16 protein-coding genes are annotated in these 16,276 nt (G+C 67.5%); 4 read left to right on the forward strand and 12 right to left on the reverse strand.

Annotation, left to right across the window (positions count from 1 at the left end; translation table 11 throughout):
* Window positions 1-70: 70 nt before the first annotated feature.
* Window positions 71-406, reverse strand: a complete 336-nt coding sequence (gene yajC / locus QM741_RS13585) for a preprotein translocase subunit YajC (RefSeq protein WP_415208214.1) — start codon at window positions 404-406, stop codon at window positions 71-73.
* 151 nt (window positions 407-557) lie between these two features.
* On the opposite strand from yajC, the gene gnd reads away from it, so the two are divergent.
* Entirely contained in the window at window positions 558-1,499 is a 942-nt protein-coding gene (gene gnd, locus QM741_RS13590; protein WP_415208215.1) for a phosphogluconate dehydrogenase (NAD(+)-dependent, decarboxylating), read from the forward strand.
* Window positions 1,500-1,539: 40 nt separating this feature from the next.
* Here the strand turns inward: gnd and QM741_RS13595 are convergent, their stop codons facing one another.
* The 5 genes from QM741_RS13595 to QM741_RS13615 form a co-directional block, all read right to left on the reverse strand.
* Complete coding sequence (locus QM741_RS13595; RefSeq protein ID WP_415208216.1) at window positions 1,540-2,241, reverse strand: hypothetical protein; 702 nt, start codon at window positions 2,239-2,241, stop codon at window positions 1,540-1,542.
* Between the two features lie 158 nt (window positions 2,242-2,399).
* Window positions 2,400-3,896, reverse strand: coding sequence for a M20 family metallopeptidase (locus tag QM741_RS13600; protein WP_415208217.1), 1,497 nt, complete (start codon window positions 3,894-3,896; stop codon window positions 2,400-2,402).
* Between the two features lie 70 nt (window positions 3,897-3,966).
* Window positions 3,967-4,509, reverse strand: coding sequence for a phosphatase PAP2 family protein (locus QM741_RS13605; protein ID WP_415208218.1), 543 nt, complete (start codon window positions 4,507-4,509; stop codon window positions 3,967-3,969).
* Between the two features lie 5 nt (window positions 4,510-4,514).
* Window positions 4,515-5,684: a glycosyltransferase family 4 protein gene (locus QM741_RS13610; protein ID WP_415208219.1), complete on the reverse strand. Its 1,170-nt coding sequence runs from the start codon at window positions 5,682-5,684 to the stop codon at window positions 4,515-4,517.
* A gap of 88 nt (window positions 5,685-5,772) precedes the next feature.
* The gene (locus QM741_RS13615) at window positions 5,773-6,186 is read right to left on the reverse strand and encodes a hypothetical protein (RefSeq protein ID WP_415208220.1); all 414 of its coding nucleotides are present in this window, start codon (window positions 6,184-6,186) and stop codon (window positions 5,773-5,775) included.
* Here QM741_RS13615 and QM741_RS13620 point away from each other — a divergent pair.
* The gene (locus tag QM741_RS13620; RefSeq protein WP_415208221.1) at window positions 6,158-7,141 is read left to right on the forward strand and encodes a S41 family peptidase; all 984 of its coding nucleotides are present in this window, start codon (window positions 6,158-6,160) and stop codon (window positions 7,139-7,141) included. The two genes, QM741_RS13615 and QM741_RS13620, sit on opposite strands and share 29 nt — an antisense overlap.
* Window positions 7,142-7,159: 18 nt before the next feature.
* Here the strand turns inward: QM741_RS13620 and hutI are convergent, their stop codons facing one another.
* On the reverse strand, window positions 7,160-8,389 hold the full coding sequence (hutI, locus tag QM741_RS13625; protein ID WP_415208222.1) for an imidazolonepropionase: 1,230 nt from the start codon (window positions 8,387-8,389) through the stop codon (window positions 7,160-7,162).
* A gap of 187 nt (window positions 8,390-8,576) precedes the next feature.
* Here hutI and QM741_RS13630 point away from each other — a divergent pair, with 187 nt between their 5' ends.
* A complete protein-coding gene (locus tag QM741_RS13630; protein WP_415208223.1) occupies window positions 8,577-10,004 on the forward strand; it encodes a formimidoylglutamate deiminase in 1,428 nt (475 codons plus the stop codon).
* 160 nt (window positions 10,005-10,164) lie between these two features.
* Here the strand turns inward: QM741_RS13630 and QM741_RS13635 are convergent, their stop codons facing one another.
* A complete protein-coding gene (locus tag QM741_RS13635; RefSeq protein ID WP_415209128.1) occupies window positions 10,165-10,443 on the reverse strand; it encodes a metal-sensing transcriptional repressor in 279 nt (92 codons plus the stop codon).
* 219 nt (window positions 10,444-10,662) lie between these two features.
* Between QM741_RS13635 and QM741_RS13640 the strand changes: the two genes are divergently transcribed.
* The gene (locus QM741_RS13640; RefSeq protein WP_415208224.1) at window positions 10,663-12,714 is read left to right on the forward strand and encodes a TonB-dependent receptor; all 2,052 of its coding nucleotides are present in this window, start codon (window positions 10,663-10,665) and stop codon (window positions 12,712-12,714) included.
* A 13-nt stretch (window positions 12,715-12,727) separates the two neighbouring features.
* Here the strand turns inward: QM741_RS13640 and QM741_RS13645 are convergent, their stop codons facing one another.
* The 4 genes from QM741_RS13645 to QM741_RS13660 form a co-directional block, all read right to left on the reverse strand.
* On the reverse strand, window positions 12,728-13,159 hold the full coding sequence (locus QM741_RS13645) for an MFS transporter (RefSeq protein ID WP_415208225.1): 432 nt from the start codon (window positions 13,157-13,159) through the stop codon (window positions 12,728-12,730).
* Window positions 13,159-13,920, reverse strand: coding sequence for an MFS transporter (locus QM741_RS13650; RefSeq protein ID WP_415208226.1), 762 nt, complete (start codon window positions 13,918-13,920; stop codon window positions 13,159-13,161). The genes QM741_RS13645 and QM741_RS13650 overlap by 1 nt, the downstream gene beginning before the upstream one ends.
* A gap of 124 nt (window positions 13,921-14,044) precedes the next feature.
* Complete coding sequence (locus QM741_RS13655) at window positions 14,045-14,923, reverse strand: phytanoyl-CoA dioxygenase family protein (protein WP_415208227.1); 879 nt, start codon at window positions 14,921-14,923, stop codon at window positions 14,045-14,047.
* Window positions 14,924-15,064: 141 nt separating this feature from the next.
* Window positions 15,065-16,267 carry an ankyrin repeat domain-containing protein gene (locus QM741_RS13660; protein ID WP_415208228.1) on the reverse strand — a complete coding sequence of 401 codons (1,203 nt, stop codon included), beginning with the start codon at window positions 16,265-16,267 and terminating at the stop codon, window positions 15,065-15,067.
* Between the last annotated feature and the right edge of the window lie 9 nt (window positions 16,268-16,276).

The raw sequence follows: 16,276 nt of genomic DNA on the forward strand, positions 1-16,276 counted from the left end.
GTCGTTTTTATTCCACCGCGCGGGCCTGCGGCCGGCGCGCTTCACGGGGCCTTCAGCGCATGCGGGCGCGTCAGGCCGATTTCAACGTGCCCTTCGGCAGTACCATGCTCACGGCCTGCTTCTGCACCTTGATGACCACGTTCGGCGCGACCTCGACGCCGAGGAAGGTCTCGCCGATGTCGACGATGCGTCCGGCGAAGCCGCCGTTGGTGACGATTTCGTCGCCCTTGGCCAGCGCTTCGACCATCGTGCGCTGTTCCTTGGCGCGCTTCATCTGCGGGCGCAGCATGAAGAAGTACATTGCGACGAACACCGCGCCGAACATGATCAGGCTCGGCCACGGACTGGGCTGGCCGGCGGCGCCCGCGGCCTGCGCCCAGGCGCTGGAAATGAAGAAATCCATCATCAGACCCTTGTTGGAGGCCGCGCAGCGAAGGCGGGCGGCCGGAGTTGGCCGCAAATTATGGCATGGGATGGGGGGATGTGCACCCCGTGCCGGGCGGCGGTCGTCCGGCGTCGCGGTCTTTGCGTCCTTCCGTCGCGCCCCTGCTTCCCGAATGCGACAATCTCCCCATTCCCGGCGGGAGCAGGCAATGGAACTCGGCATGATCGGTTTGGGCCGCATGGGCGCGAACATGGCGCAGCGGCTGGTACGCGGCGGGCACCGCGTGGCGGGGTTCGACTCCAGCGCGGAGAGCCGCGCGCGCGCGGCGCAGAACGGCATCGAGCCGGCGACCTCGCTCGCGGAACTGGTCGCCGCGCTGAAGCCGCCGCGCGCGCTATGGCTGATGGTGCCGGCCGGCGCGCCGGTCGACCAGACGATCGACGCCCTGCTGGCGTTGCTCGCGCCCGGCGACGTGATCGTCGACGGCGGCAACTCGATGTACAAGGACACGCTGCGCCGCGCGCAGCGGCTGGCCGAGCGCGAAATCCATTATGTCGATTGCGGTACCAGCGGCGGCGTCTGGGGCCTCGAGGAAGGCTACAGCCTGATGATCGGCGGCGACGAGGCTGCGGTGGCGAAGCTGGCGCCGGTCTTCGCCACGCTCGCAACCGCGCCCGACCGCGGCTGGGGCCGCGTCGGGCCGGTGGGTTCGGGGCACTTCGCCAAGATGGTCCACAACGGCATCGAGTACGGCATGATGCAGGCCTACGCCGAAGGGTTTTCGATTCTCGAACACAAGCGGGAATTCGCGCTTGACCTTGCCCAGATCGCCGGGATCTGGCGCCACGGCAGCGTGGTGCGCTCCTGGCTGCTCGATCTCATTGCCGATGCGCTCGCGGAGAATCCGCAGATGACGGGCATCGCTCCCTGGGTCGCCGACTCGGGCGAGGGGCGCTGGACGCTGGCCGAGGCGATCGAGCTCGGCGTGTCGGCACCGGTGACCGCGGCCGCGCTGCTCGAACGCATCCGCTCGCGCGACAAGGATTCGTTTTCCGACAAGCTGCTCGCGGCGATGCGCAACCAGTTCGGCGGCCACGAGATCAGGAAGGAATGAGCGCCCGATCGCGCTTGCGGCCTCGGCGCGGCGCGACGCCTCAGGGGAGGCTTGCGTCCGCGGAGCCCTGCCGTTCGCCGGCGATCGCGTCGGCGAAGCGCTGCTTGCTCGTGCGCAATTGACGTGGGTTGAGCGCGGCGAACACGGCCTTGGTCCTGGCCGCGAAACGCGCTCCGGCATCGGCCAGCTCGCGCTGGTGATCGGCCAGGTCCTGCACGAACGTCTGCGGATCGACCGGCGCCGCGAGCCTGGCCTCGGGTGCGGGCGGGCGCGCGAGTTCGACGTACTCGCGCAGCGCATCCTCCATCGCCGACCACGGTCCGATCTGGTCGGCGGTGAGCAGCAGTTCCGTGCGCAGCTTGCGCGCTTCGCCGAGCATCGCGCGCAGCGGATCCGGTGCGCGTTCGGTGGCTTGGCCATGTCCCTGCTGCCCATCGCGCGGCGGGTGGTCGCCGTGTCCGCCCGCGCCACCGGGGCCGCCCATGCCACCGCCCATGCCGCCGCCCGGCATCTGCGCCGCGACCGAAAGCGGCAACGCACCCGTCGCGACCATTGCGACGAGCAGGATCTGGGCCGCCGCGCCGCGCCGCGGCGCGAGTGCTGGAAAACGCAGCGCGGGCTCGCGGTGTACCCGCGACGTAGCGTCCAGCAGCGATTCCGGCCGATAGGCGATCGGGGCGAAATTGCCGAGCCGGCGGCACCAAGCGTCGGTGTCTTCCGCCATCGAGATCTTCGTCATCATGGGCAACGTTTCAGCCGGAGTCGGCGCGAGTCTGGAAAACGAACGTGCAGGAAATGTGGACGATGACCGCGGGCCTGCACCGCGTTCAGCGGGCGGACATGTCCGCCGCGATCGCCGCCACGTCGTCTTCGTTGGCGGTGCGGATCGCCGGCGCCGTGTCAGTCGCAGCAGCCATCGCCGCCCTTGACCGTGTGCGCGTGCGTCGCGCCGACGCCTTTCGTCAATCCGGCGACGCTTGCGCGGTGGTGGTCGGCGATCACCTTGGCCACGCACATCGACACGCGCTTGCCGGTCGGGATGTGGATGAACTCGTTCGGCCCGTGTGCGTTCGAGTGCGGGCCGAGCACGCCGGTGATGAGGAACTGCGCGCCGGGGAACTTCTCGCCGAGCATGCCCATGAACGGGATCGAGCCGCCTTCGCCCATGTAGGCGGGCGGCGGCCCGAAGAATTCGCGCGAGGCGGCGTCGACCGATTGCTCCAGCCACGGCGCCAGCGCCGGTGCGTTCCAGCCGCTGCCGGCCTTCTCCAGATCGAACGTCACCTGCGCGCCATAGGGCGGATCGCCTTCGAGCAGCGCCTTCAGCACGGCGCCGGCCTTCACCGCGTCCAGCGTCGGCGGCAGGCGCAGCGAAAGTTTCACCGCGGTGAACGGGCGCAGCACGTTGCCGGCCGAGTCGAGCGCAGGAATGCCGCCGACGCCGGTCACCGCGAGCGCGGGCCGCCAGGTGCGGTTGAGCACGAGTTCGCCGTCATCGCGGCTGACGGGCTGCATGCCGGCCACCCACGGAAATTTCGAATACACCGCATCGCCGAGCACCTTGGCCGCCTGCTTCGCCTGTTCGACGCGTTGCGCGGGTACCTCGACATGGAATTCCTGCGGCACGATCCTGCCGGTATCCTGATCTTCGAGGCGGGAAAGAATCTTGCGCAGGATGCGGAAGCTCGAGGCGACCACGCCCGAAGCATCGCCCGAATGCACGCCTTCCTCAAGCACCTTGACCGTGAGGTTGCCGCCGGTCATGCCCCGCAACGAGGTCGTCAACCAAAGCTGGTCGTAGTTGCCGCAGCCCGAATCGAGGCAGACGATCAGCGACGGCTTGCCGATGCGCGCGGCGAGATGGTCGACGTAGTACGGCAGGTCGTAGCTGCCCGATTCCTCGCAGGCCTCGATCAGCACGATGCAGCGCGCGTGCGGCAGCTTCTGCGCTTTGAGCGCGAGGATCGCGGCGAGCGAACCGAAGATCGCGTAGCCGTCGTCGGCGCCGCCGCGGCCGTAGAGCCTGTCGCCTTCGATCACCGGCTTCCACGGGCCGAGATGCTCGGCCCAGCCGGTCATCTCTGGTTGCTTGTCGAGATGGCCGTAGAGCAGCACGCAGTCGTCGCCGCTGTTCGCGTCGGTCGATGCCGGCACGTCGATGAAGATCAATGGCGTGCGCCCTTCGAGGCGCACGACTTCGACCGTCATGCCCTCGATCGCCTTCGCCTTGGCCCAGCCAGAGAGCTGCGCGACCGCCTGGTCCATGAACCCGTGCGCGGCCCAGTCCTTGTCGAACATCGGCGACTTGTTCGGAATCCGGATGTATTCGACGAGTTGCGGGACGATTTCCGCGTCCCATCGCGCGGAAACATCGTTGCGGATCAGGTTGGCGTCCATCGGCGTGCCTGCAATGAAGAAGGCCGCGATTCTAGTCCTGCCGCGCCGGCCTGACGAGGGCCGCTCCGGTTCAAAAACGGACGAACGGGGCGAGCCGGAGCGAAGCCGTCGCCAGCGCGCAGCCGATCAGCGTCGCCGCGAGCACGTCGCTCGGATAATGCAGGCCAAGCACGACGCGCGAAGCGGCGACGAGCAGGGCGAACGGCACGAGCAACGGCGCGAGCAGCGGAAAGTGCGCGAGCGCGACGATCGTGAACGTCACCGCGTGCAGCGTATGGCCCGAAGGGAAGCTAAACTCGTCGAGCGGCAGCACGAGCGGCACGATATCGCGGTGCGCACGGAACGGACGCGGGCGCCGCGTCCAGCGCTTGAGCCCGCGGTACATCGCGGCCGCGACGAGACCGGTCAAGCCCATCTGCAGCGCCACGAACGGGCCTGCCGCGCCGCCGAACACGGCGATCGCGAGCATGAGCGCATACCAGAACGCACCGTCGCCGAGACGGCTGACGATGCCGAAGAAGCGCGCGATCGCGCGCCGCGCGCCCCAGCCGTTGGCGCGCTTGCACAGGCGCACTTCGCGGCTGCGCAGTTCGAGGTTGAGAAGGAGCTGCATCGCGCTCACGTCGCGCCCTCGCGCAGCTTGCCGTCGCCGGCGATCTTGTCGCCGGGCCGCTTCAGTCCCGCCAGCAGCCTGGCGAAGCTGGCGGTGACCGAAACCGGGTCGAGCTCGGCCACGGCGTCGATGGCCGCGGAGCGGATCTGCGCGCGCGTCACGTCGCCGCGCACCAGCTCGAGCGTCGCGCGCACGAAGGCGCCCTCGTCGCCGAACGGCACGAGCCGGCCGCAGGCGTCGGTGAGATGCTCGCGCGCGGCACCGTAGTCGAAGGCCACGGTCGGCAGGCCGCTCGCGAGCGCTTCAAGGGTGACGTTGCCGAAGGTCTCGGTCAGGCTCGGGAAAACGAACAGATCGGCGCTGGCGAAGTGGCGCGCGAGGTCGGTTCCACGCCGGATGCCGGCGAAGACGAAATCGGGATTCTCGGCGGCGAGCGCCGCGCGCGCCGGGCCGTCGCCGATCCAGACATAGCGCGCATCGCGGTGGATTTTCTGGATCTCGCGGAACGTGCGCACCGCGAGCGACAGGTTCTTTTCCGGCGCGATGCGGCCGACGTAGACCACCGCGATCTGGCCGGGCGCGAGACCCCATTGCCGACGCAGCGCCTCGTCGCGCCGCGCCGGCGAGAACAACGCGTTGTCGACCGCGCGGCGCAGCAGGATGACGTTGCCGAATTTGTTCTCGACGAGGAAGTCGCGCAGTTCGGCCGTCGGCACCAGCGTCGCAGCGCCTTGACGATGGAAACGGCGCAGGTAGGCGAACACGACGGGCGTGAGGAAGCCGAAACCGTAATGGCGCGCAAAATCGTCGAAGCGCGTGTGAAAGCCGGTCGCCGCGGGAATGTTCAAGGCACGTGCGGCGCGCAGCGCCGAATAGCCGAGCGGGCCCTCGGTGGCCACGTAGATCGCATCGGGGCGTTCGTCGCGCCACAGCTTGCGCAGGCGACGCGCGGTCGGCAGGCCGAATTGCAAGTCGGGATACCGCGGCAGGCGCGCGCCGCGCACGAGCACCTCGGCACCGTTCTCGTCGATCCGGTCGTCGTCGTCGGCCTGGCGCGGACGCACGATCTGCACCGCATGGCCGGCCGCGCGCAGGCCCTGCGCCAGACCGGCCACGGTCAAGGCCACGCCGTTGATTTCCGGCGGGAACGTCTCGGTGATCATGGCGATGCGCATCGGCGTATTCCGCGCAGCTTTTTCTAGGGGCTGCGCGTACGCTAGCCCTGCGCGGTGTACGCGGCGTTACCGAATTGTGTCGATGGCATTACGGGACAGGGGCGAGGAGTTCGACGCCGGCGCGCGCAATGTCGGCATGGCTCGCACCGTTCGGGCGCAGGTCGAATTCCGCGGCATGGTCGTCGCAAGCCGGTAATCTGTTGATTGGGAATTGTGTTTGTTCGATTTGCGTTGCCGAGTGGGATTCCTGGACCGGGACGGCATCCAGAGACTGCGACCCAATCGCGATCTTTTGCATCCTGTCTGTTTTAGCGGCTATCGAGACTTTTGCAGTAAACAATCGCAGTTGGAGGGGTGTTATGCGTCGGTTGCGGATGATCGTGGCATGTACATGGTTCGTCTTTTCGTCCGGGGCGGCGGCGCAGCCGCCGCAACCCCCTCCGTTGCCGATCGATGCAGCGATGCGCAAAGCAGTGATCGAGACGCTGGAGGAGAAGCTCAAGGCGAACTACATCTTTGCCGATGTGGCCGACAGGGTCGCGAAACGGATCTCGGCCAAACTCGTCGGCGGCGCTTACGACTCCGACAGAACCGTCGGCGATTTTGCCGGCGCCCTGACCCGCGATCTGCGCGAGGTCGGAGACGACAAGCATTTTCGCGTCGGCTACCAGCCCGATTTCAAGGAGCGGCCACGCGACGGCAAGCCGCCGAGCAAGGACGAACTCGAGCAGATGAAAAGGGACACCGTGCAGCATGGTGCCGGCATTGCGAAGGTGGAATGGCTCTCGGGCAATGTCGGCTACTTGGATCTGCGTGGGTTCGCACCGGCCGATTTCGTCGCGAGCGCGTACGCTTCGGCGATGAATCTGCTCGCAGATACGGACGCGTTGATCGTTGATTTACGCCGCAATGGCGGCGGCGATCCCTCCGCCGTCGCCGTTTTCATGAGTCATTTCTTTGCCGAAGACGACAGCCGACACCTGAACGACTTGCGCTGGCGCGCAGAGAACCGTACGCAGGAATTCTGGACCGTTCCGGTGCAGGGGGCGCGGTACACCAAGCCGGTCTACGTGCTGATTTCGCCACGCACGTTTTCCGGCGGCGAGGAATGCGCCTACGACTTCCAGACGCAAAAGCGCGCGACGCTGATCGGCGAAACGACCGGCGGCGGCGCCAATCCCGGCGATAGGTTCGCGCTCGGGCATGGCCTCGTCGCTTTCATCCCGACCGGGCAGGCCATCAACCCGATCACGAACAAGAACTGGGAGCACGTCGGCGTGAAGCCCGACGTGGCCGTGCCGCCCGCAGATGCGCTGAAGACGGCGTATGCCACGATTCTCGAGACGCAGATTGCCGCGGAAAAAGATGCCCGGCGGCTGCAAATGCTGAAGGATACCCTTGCAAGGGTTGAAAAGAACGAGGAAGAAAAGCCCGACTTCATGCCGCCGCGGCATTGACGCGATTTGAAGACTGCCTCAGGTCCGTTTTCGCTCTCCGCCGACGAAAATCCGCTTAGCGAGCGCGCCGCCGATCCAGTAGCACAGCTCGGCCGGATGGACGGCGTCCCAGACGACGAAATCCGCGCGCATTCCCGGCGCGAGGATGCCGCGGTCGGCAAGGCCCAGCGCGCGCGCCGCGTGCACGGTCGCGCCGCGCAGCGCCTCTTCCGGCGTCATGCGGAACAGCGTGCAAGCCAGGTTCATCGCGTGGCGCAGCGAGAGCAGCGGCGAGGTGCCGGGATTCAGGTCGCTGGCGACCGCGAGCGCGACGCCGTGGCGGCGGAACAGGTCGAGCGGCGGCAGTGTACTTTCGCGCAAAGTATAAAATGCGCCAGGCAGCATCACCGCGACGCTGCCGGCGGCGGCCATCGCCGCGATGCCGGCCTCGTTCGCGTATTCGAGATGGTCGGCCGAGAGTGCGCCGAATTCGGCGGCGAGCGCCGCGCCGCCCTGGTCGGACAATTGATCGGCGTGCAGCTTCACCGGCAGGCCGTGTGCGCGCGCGGTCTCGAACACGCGCCGCGTTTCCGACGGCGTGAACGCGATGTTCTCGCAGAACGCGTCGACCGCGTCGGCGAGGCCGGCCCGTGCGACCTTCGGCAGCATGCGGATGCAGACTTCGTCGACGTAATCGGATTGGCGCCCGGCGAATTCGGGCGGCATGGCGTGCGCGCCGAGGAACGTCGTGCGCACCGTGATGCCGAGCACCTCGCCGATGCGGCGCGCGACGCGCAGCATCTTCGTCTCGCCGTCGAGGTCGAGGCCGTAGCCCGACTTGATTTCGACGGTCGTCACGCCGTCGGCGCGGAGCGCGCGGGCGCGCGCAAGGGACTGTGCGAGCAGTTCTTCTTCGCTCGCCGCGCGCGTCTGCGCCACGGTCGAGACGATGCCGCCGCCGGCCTTGGCGATGTCGGCGTAGCCAGCGCCGTTGAGGCGCAGGTCGAATTCCGCGGCGCGGTCGCCAGCGAAGACGAGGTGGGTGTGGCAGTCGATCAGACCCGGCGTGACGAGGGCGCCGTGCGCGGAGTGCGTTTCGCGCGCGATCGTATCGGGCGCGCCGGGCAGCGCGGAAGCCGGCGCGGCGAACGCGATGCGGCCGTCTTTCCATGCCAGCGCCGCGTCGTCGACGAGGCCGAACGCGGTGCCGTTGCCGGCCATCGTGGCGAGGCGGCAGTCGATCAGCAGGCCATCCCAGGATTCGTTCATCGCATTGCGCCGCAGGTTCGGGAAATGGGATTTAATCACACTTGATTGCACTGCCTTCGGCGGCGACACGTTTTTGCTCGGCACTCACGCCAGAAGCACGCAGGGATGACGGGCCGGGTGCCGCTCACCCCACCGTGCATTCGGCGCTGGCATACTGCGCGCTCAGGCTGGAGAAAGCGAAGAGATAATGAAGAGCTACGTCGCCGAGTCGTTGTGGAGCCCGCAGGGGTGGACGCGCGATGCGCGCATCGCGGTCGACGCGGGCCGCGTCGTCGCGGCGCAGGGCGAGGCGGGCGAGCGCCTCGGCCGCTATGTGCTGCCCGGCATGCCGAACCTGCATTCGCATGCGTTTCAGCGCGCGATGGCGGGCCTCGCCGAGAAGCAAATCCATCCGGCGGTATCGAATGCGCTCTTTCCTGATCGCGAAGGTCAAAAAGCGGCTGTCCGTGACCGCACTTCTCAACAGAGCGATTCGTTCTGGACCTGGCGCGAGACGATGTACACGTTCGCCAATCGCATCGGCCCGGACGACCTGCGCGCGATCGCGGCGCAGCTCTACGTCGAGATGCTCAAGGCCGGCTACACCCATGTGTGCGAATTCCATTATCTGCATCATCGGCCGGACGGCAAGCCGTATGCCGATCCGGCGGCAATGTCGCTCGCGTTGGTCGAGGCGGCGCGGGAGACCGGCATCGGCCTGACCCTGCTGCCGACACTGTACCTGACAGGTGGTTTCGATGGCCGCGCGCTGTCCGAACGCCAGCGCCGCTTCGGTCTCGACGTTGATGCCTACCTGTCGCTTTTGCAGCAATTGGCAAAAATGGAAAATGCGGCATTGCGCATCGGTGTCGCCCTGCATTCGCTGCGCGCGGTGCCCGAGCGCGCGATGCGCGAGGTGCTCGCGGCGGGCGAGACGCGGGCGATGCCGATCCACATCCATATCGCCGAACAGATCGGCGAGGTGCAGGACTGCCTCGCGCTGCGCAACGCGCGCCCGGTCGAGTGGCTGCTCGACAACCTGCCGGTCGATGCGCGCTGGTGCCTCGTGCATGCGACGCACATGAGCGCGCAGGAGACGCAGCGCCTCGCCCAGTCCGGCGCGGTCGCCGGCCTGTGCCCGACCACCGAAGCCAATCTCGGCGACGGCCTGTTCCCGCTCAAGGCGTATTTCGACGACAGCGGCGCACTCGGCATCGGCTCGGACAGCCATATCTCGGTGTCGCCGGTCGAGGAATTGCGCTGGCTCGAATACGGCCAGCGCCTCGCCACGCGCCACCGCAATATCGCCGTGTCGGCGGCGAACCGCAGCGTCGGCGAGACGCTTTACGCAGCGGCGCTGCGCGGCGGCGCGCAGGCGGCGGGTGTCGCCATCGGTGCGATCGAGCCCGGCGCGCGCGCGGATCTGGTCGTGCTCGACGAGGCCGCGCCGCAACTGGCCGGCCGCGACGAAGCCAGCCTGGTCGACACCTTCCTGTTCGCCGGCAACGCCAACCTCGTGCGCCACGTCATGGCGAACGGCGACTGGGCCGTGCGCGACTTCCGCCATCGCGACGAGGAACGCATCGCCGCGCGTTATCGCGAGACCGTCGCGCGCCTCGCGTCGCAAGTCTATTGAGACTTTCGTAAATGCGTGGCGTCATTCCGGCAGGGACTGCCGGAATCCAGTCACAGGGATGTGAACCTCACGGACACCGGTACGCTCCCATCCGTGGCACTGGATTCCCCTCAGCCCGCTGTCGGGGGCTTCGGCCCTGCCGGAATGACGAGAAAAACGGCTACAGGTATTTGCTTATCTCCTTGAACTCGGCCAGCGAGTGTCCGTGCGTTGCGCGCTCGTCGCCGGCGTAATCGAGGCAGTGATCGATGTGGTCGTGGATGAGCTGCTTTTTCGCCGTGGCCACGGCCTTCTCGATCGCGTGGAGTTGCTGCGCGAGTTCGGTGCAGGGGCGGCCGACTTCGATCATCGCGATCGCCGAACGCAGATGCCCGGCGGCGCGCTTGAGCCGCGCAACGATCGCGGGGTGGGTGGCGTGCAGATGCGCGTGGTTCACGATCTATCCTCCGGGGGTGGATGGGACAAGACGTTGTTCCGTCGGGCATTGTATAAAATGCCGCTTTTTTCCACATTTTTCCTTTGCCGAGTCGCGCCCGCCGCTGCCATAGTCGGCACCATTGCCCGCTTCGCAGCGCGCGCTGCGCGGCAGCCATTCGAGTGTCGGGATTATTGAGGAAAGCGCATGTACCTGTCGAATCGGCGACGAGCGAAGATTCGGATGACCGCGATCCTCGCCGCGTTCGCCGTGCTGGCGCACGCCGAAGACGAGACGGACACGTCCACGACGCTGCCCGCCGTGCAGGTCGCCGGCCACTACGACAACGCGGTCGGCACCGCGAATGCGGCCTCGCAGGGCGTGGTTCTCGGCAATCTGCTGCTGGACATCCCGATCCTGCGTCCCGGCGAGGTGCTCGAAGCGGTGCCGGGGCTGGTCGTGACGCAGCACTCCGGCGACGGCAAGGCCAACCAGTATTTTTTGCGCGGCTACAACCTCGACCACGGCACCGACTTCGCCACCAGCGTCGACGGCGTGCCGGTCAACATGCCGACCAACGGCCACGGCCAGGGCTACAGCGACAACAATTTCCTGATTCCCGAACTGGTCGATCGCATCGACTACCGCAAGGGTCCGTACTTCGCCGAGAACGGCGATTTTTCCTCGGCAGGCTCCGCCGACATCCACTACCGCAACAAACTCGACAAGGACTTGCTCGATCTGACCGTGGGCGAAGACGGCTACCGGCGCATCCTCACGGCTGCGTCGCGACCGCTTTTCTCCAACGGCGCAACCGTGCTCGGCGCGCTCGAACTGATGACCGACGATGGCCCGTGGAAGCTGCCGGAAGACTTGCGCAAGTTCAACGGCCTGCTGCGCCTCTCCGGCGGCGGCGACGCGAACGGCTGGACGATAGGCGCGCAGGCCTACGCCGCGCACTGGCGTTCGACCGACCAGATTCCGCTGGAACTGATCGAATCGGGCGCGCTGTGCCTGTACTGCGCCTACGATCCGACCGACGGCGGCCGCTCGGCGCGGCAGATCCTCGATGGCGAATGGCATGCGCACGATGCCGACGGCTACCTCAAGGCATCGGCGTACTTCGAGCATTACCGCTTGCAGCTATGGTCGAACTTCACCTTTTTCGAGAACGATCCGGTACGCGGCGACCAGTTCAACCAGCGCGACGCGCGCGACATCGAAGGCATCAAGCTCGCCAAAGGCCGGACGCACACGCTGTTCGGCCACGATTCGACCAGCGAAGTCGGCTTGCAGATGCGCCACGACTTCATCCACGTCGGGCTGTACGACACCGAAGCGCGCGTGCCGTTCGCGACCATCGGCGACGACCTCGTCGACGAAACCGCAGCCGCGCTCTACGCCGAGAACACGACGCAATGGACGAGTTGGCTGCGCAGCATCGCCGGCCTGCGCGCCGATGCCATCCGGCTCGACCTGACTTCGCACGTGAATGCGGCGAACAGCGGCACGGTCGACGACAGCCGCGTCTCGCCGAAGTTGTCACTGATCTTCGGGCCGTGGGACAAGACGGAATTCTTCATCAACATCGGCAACGGCTTCCACAGCAACGACGCGCGCGGCGCGGTGTACCGCTACGATCCGACTTCGGGCGATGCGGTGACGCGCGCGCCGGCACTGGCCGGCAGCTACGGCAAGGAACTCGGCCTGCGCAGCGAGATCGTGCCGGGGCTGCAAAGCTCGCTCGCGCTGTGGCGCCTCGAGAGCGCATCGGAGCTGGTCTACGGCGCGGACTCGGGCGGCACCGAAATCAACGGCGCCAGCAAGCGCTACGGTATCGAGTGGAACAACCACTACGTGCTCAACGACTGGCTGCTGTTCGACGCCGATTTCGCCCGGACGCGCGCGCGCTACGCCGACAAGAATGCCAACGGCGAAACCGGCAACCAGATTCCGAACGCGGTCGGCCGCGTCGCCTCGGTTGGCGTGAACGTGCACGAAGGCGACTGGTCGGGCGACCTGAAATGGCGCTACATCGGCAGCTACCCGCTGAGTCAGGACGGCACGCTGCGCGCGCCTTCGGCCGTCGTGACCAACCTGCGCGTGCAGCGCCGGCTGAGCGGGTGGGCCGCCTGGTCGCTCGACGTGCTCAACCTGTTCGACCGCAGGTTCTACGACATCGCCTATGAACAGGACTACCGCCTCACGCCGACCAGCGACATCGTGGAGGACGGCGTCACCGTGCATCCCGGCGAGCCGCGGCAAGTGCGCGTGACGCTGCAACTGCGCTGGTGACTGCGCAGGCCGCTCAGGCTGGCAGCGGCGTCGCGCGGCGCTGGATCAGCATGACGAGGATCGCGGCGGCGACGCAGGCCGCGCCGGCGGCGAGGAACGCATCGACGTACTGGTTCGTCCACACGCGGATCAGGCCGGCGCCGTAGGCCGCGGTCGCTGCGCCGAGCTGGTGGCCCGCGCCGATCCAGCCGTAGACGAGCGGCGAGAGCTGCGCGCCGAAGCGGTCGGTGGTCAGGCGCACGGTCGCGATCCAGTCGAGGCCGTAGAACACGGTGAACAGGCCGAGGCTGCCGATGCTGAAATCGGACCGTGGCAGATAGAGCAGCGACAGGCCGCGCAGGCCGTAGTAGGCGCACAATAGCACGCGGCTGTCGCAGCGGTCGGACAGCCAGCCCGACGCCGTCGTGCCGACGATGTCGAAGATGCCGAAGATGCCCATCAACATCAGCAAGGCCGCAGACGAAGAAGCTCGCGAACAGCAGCCAGAACGTGCCGGATTTCGATGCCGTCGCGAGTGCGCCGAACGCGGCCGCGAGCGGATTGGCGCGCGTCGCGTCGCTCGCATCGGCGCCCGTCGCGCCGTAGCGGAACAGGCCGACTTTCGGCCGGGCGCTCGGGCATCAGCAGCAGCACGAGCGCGATCAGCGCGAGCGCCGCGCCGGCGACGAGGTAGACGACCACGCGCCAGTCGTCGCCGCGTTCGATGAACCAGGTCAAGACCGGCAGGAACACGAGGGAGCCCGTTGCCGTGCTCGCGGTGAGCAGGCCGAGCACGCTGCCGCGTTTCGATTCGAACCAGCGGTTGACGACGGTGACGCCGAGCACCATTGCCATCGTGCCGGTGCCGATGCCGGCGAGCACGCCCCAGGTCAGGACCAACCCGAGCGGCGTCGTGACGAAGGCGCTGCCGCCCATCGCGGCGGCGAGCAGCAGCAGTGCCGCGACCATCGTGCGGCGCAGGCCGAAGCGCTGCATCGCCGCGGCGGCGAACGGGCCCATCAGGCCGAACAGGGCGAGGCCGATCGACACGGCCAGGGTGATCCGGTCGCGGCTCCAGCCGAAGTTTTTCTCCAGCGGCACGATCAGCACGGAAGGCGTGGCACGGATGCCGGCAACGACGAGCAGGGTGAGGAACGTCAGCGCGGCGACGACCCATGCGTAGTGCAGTCGGCCGTCGAGGCGGGCGGCGAGATGGCGGCGGAGCATGGAAATCCTGTCATTTCGTCATTCCGGCTTTCGCCGGAATGACGGAAAAAGGCAAGAGGGCATCATCCGTTTGCCTTGGAAAGCTTTCGTCGATCTCGGCGAATGAAGGTCGCAGGGACGTTCTTCAGACGAATCCGCGTGCCGGGAAATCGGCCGGCCGCTGCAGCCAGTTGTCCGCGGGATAGGCGCAGGCGGTGTTGACCGCATGCAGCGTGTACGCATGCCGCGCCTGCGCCGAGCGGTTGGCTTCGGACAGGTGCGGGAAGCAGCCGTTGAACACGATCAGCGTGCCGGCGGACACTTCGAGCCATTCGAGCGCGGACATGTCCCATTCGATGGAGGCATCGAGTTCGTCCGTTGCGAGCGTGCCGTCGGCCTTGCTGCGGAACAGTTTCTTCAAGCCCTTGCGATGTTCGCCCGGAATGCCGCCGAGGCAGCCGTTGCCGCGGTGCGCGTCGTTGATCGCGAACCAGTAGCCGGTCACTGACATCGGCTCGGTGTAGAGATAGGTCGAGTCTTGGTGGCAGACGACCTCGCCGCCGATGCCCGGCTGCTTGAAGATATACATCGACTGCATCACGCGCGGCTGCGCGACGCCGAGGCCGGCGCTGACGGCCTGCAGCGCCGGGCCTTTCGAGAACGCCGAGAACACCGGGTCGAGATCGTGCATCGCATGGCCGAGTTTGTTCACGGCGAGCGGCAGAGGGTAGGCGAGCTTGCCGTCGGCACCGAACGCTTCTTCCTCGAAGAACACGCCGATGCCGGTGGCCGATTCCATGAAATAGCGGCTGTCGAGATGCTGCGGCGCCTTGGTCGAGAAGATCGTGCCGGCCGCGCGCGGGCCGTGTTCCTCGACCAGCGTGTTCGCGCGCTCGCGCAGGCGTTCGCATTCATCGCGACTCTTGAAGCCGTCGACGACCAGCACGCCGTCGCGGTGGAAGGCGGCAACGGCCTCGCGCGGCAGTTCACCGTTCGGCGAGGTCTTGCAGTGGACAATCGACATGGCGGGCGGGATTGGCAGCGTGTGGTATGGCTTAGGTTACGCGAAACGCGATAACGTCCGCGAGGGCGACCGGCGCACGTATTCGGTGCGCCGATCCGTTGCTGGGGTGGATGAGACCGTCGATGAAAGATGCGCGCGCGCTCAAGCCGCAGGCTGGCCGGCGCGCTTGAGCCATGCGCGCATCACCGCATCGAGCTCGTTGTTGCCGCTCGGCAGTTCGGCGGGATCGAGTTCCGATCCGGCTTCGAGCAGCAGCGTGAGCGTGCGCGCGTGGTCCTGCGGATGGCCGGTCTTCCAGCCGTTGAGCGATCCGTAGATGCAGGCGCCGAGTGGCGTGCCGCCGAATTCGTTTTCGAACGCGAGCGGCGGATTCGGATCGTGCGCGAGCAGCATGGCGACGATGTCGGCGTAGCCGTGGAAGGCGGCGCGGTCGAGCGGTGTGGAGCGATGCACGCCGGTGCCGTGCGGATCGAATCCCGCATCGAGCATCAGGCGCACGCTGTCGGGCTTGTACCACCATGCGGCCATGGCGAGCGGACTGTGCTGACGGGTTTGCGCGTTCAGTTCCGCTGCCGCCGTCGGATGGCGTTCGAGTTCCTGCTGCGTGCGCGTTTCGTCGCCGCACCAGAGCGCGTCGAGCAGGCGCGCTTTCGGCGACAGTCGCGACACCATGGTCTCCGCGATTTGCGTGTGGCCGAACTTGCGCGCCACGTCGGCGGGGGAAACATCGAAGCCGAGCGTCCATGCGTAGATGTGGCCGCCGGGCGCGGTGTAGGGCGGCAGATTGACGCGCGCTTCCGCGCTGGCGGGGTCGTCGCGCAGGCAGCGCGCAACGAGGTCCATGTCGCCGAGCCGCGCGGCGGCGAACAGGTCGACCTCGGCGCCGCGCGCGGCGAGCCGGCGCGCGATCGCTTCGTCGGCGATCAGGTACTGCAGCGCGCTGGCGCCGTGGTCGACGTCGCGGATGCGCATGTCCGCGCCGTGGTCGAGCAGCAGTTCGGCGATCTCGAGAGTGGCGGCGCAGTGCAACGCGGTCTTGCCGTCGCCGCCGCGCGCGTTGACCGAACTCGGGTCGGCCTCGATGATGGCTCTCAGTTCGGCATGCAGGCCGAGGCCCGCGGCGGCCCAGACCGTCAGGCGCGCGCCGCGCGCGATCAGCGGTTTGGCCTGTTCCAACGACAGGTCCGATTCGAGGATGCCGAAGCCGCCGGCCCACCAGGTCGAGCGCGCGTTGATGTCTGCGCCGTGTTCGAGCAGCGCGTCGACCAGCGGCAGGTGCTTCTTCGCCTGGTGGATGGCCGGGGAGTCGAAGTCGAAGCGCGGCTCATCGATGCGCCGGCGCACGTCGGCGTG

The sequence above is a fragment of the Rudaea sp. genome, assembly GCF_047601565.1.
Lineage (GTDB): Bacteria > Pseudomonadota > Gammaproteobacteria > Xanthomonadales > Rhodanobacteraceae > Rudaea.